The organism is Pseudoroseomonas cervicalis ATCC 49957 (assembly GCF_000164635.1).
In the GTDB taxonomy this organism is placed as follows: domain Bacteria; phylum Pseudomonadota; class Alphaproteobacteria; order Acetobacterales; family Acetobacteraceae; genus Pseudoroseomonas; species Pseudoroseomonas cervicalis.
The window spans coordinates 1-840 of record NZ_GG771120.1 but is presented as its reverse complement, the minus strand read 5'-3'; the positions used below and the strand labels follow the sequence as shown (position 1 = coordinate 840).

The window sequence follows — 840 nt, the reverse complement described above, 5'->3', positions numbered from 1 at the left end:
CCTTGTCCAGGCGCGCGAGCAGGGCGACCTGCCCGCCCTGCTGGACCGCCTGGCGGACCTCGCCGAGGCCGGGCTGGAGCTCGACGCCATCGCCGCCGCCGCTTCGCCCCTGCCCGCCCTGGCGGCCGATGCCGCACCGCCCTTGCCGCCGCCGGGCCAGCGCATCGCCATCGCGCAGGATGATGCTTTTTCGTTCCTCTATCCGCATCTGCTCTCCGGCTGGCGCGCGGCGGGGGCCGAGCTGCTGCCCTTCTCGCCGCTGGCCGACCAGGCGCCGGACGACTCGGCCGATGCCTGCTGGCTGCCCGGCGGCTATCCCGAATTGCAGGCCGGCCGGCTGGCCGCCGCCACGCGCTTCCTGGCCGGGCTGCGCCGCTTCGCCGGAACCCGGCCCGTGCATGGCGAATGCGGCGGCTACATGCTGCTGGGAGAGGGGCTGGAGGATGCCTCCGGCACCCGCCACGCCATGGCCGGGCTGCTCGGCCACGCCACCAGCTTCGCCCGCCGCCGCATGACGCTGGGCTACCGCGCCGCCAGGCTGCTGGCGGATGGGCCGCTGGGCCGCGCCGGCACCCTGCTGCGCGGCCATGAATTCCACTACGCCACCGTCAGCGAGGCCGGGTCCGACGCCCCCTTCGCCACCCTGGCGGACGCCGCCGGCCAGCCCCTGGGCGCGGCGGGCGGGCGGCGCGGCCGGGTCTCCGGCAGCTTCTTCCACGCCATCGCCACCGAGGAGGAGGCGCGCCCGTGACCCTGACCGCCCTGCCCGACGACCTCGCCACGCCCTTCGCCAGCCTGGAAGCGCTGCGTGCCGCCGCCCTCGCCCCGCCGCCCGGCGAC

General features: G+C 77.1%; 1 pseudogene. It reads left to right on the top strand.

Annotated elements, in window-relative coordinates:
• Positions 1–751: pseudogene (locus HMPREF0731_RS22090) on the top strand (cobyrinate a,c-diamide synthase); the annotation flags it as partial.
• Positions 752–840 lie beyond the last annotated feature (89 nt).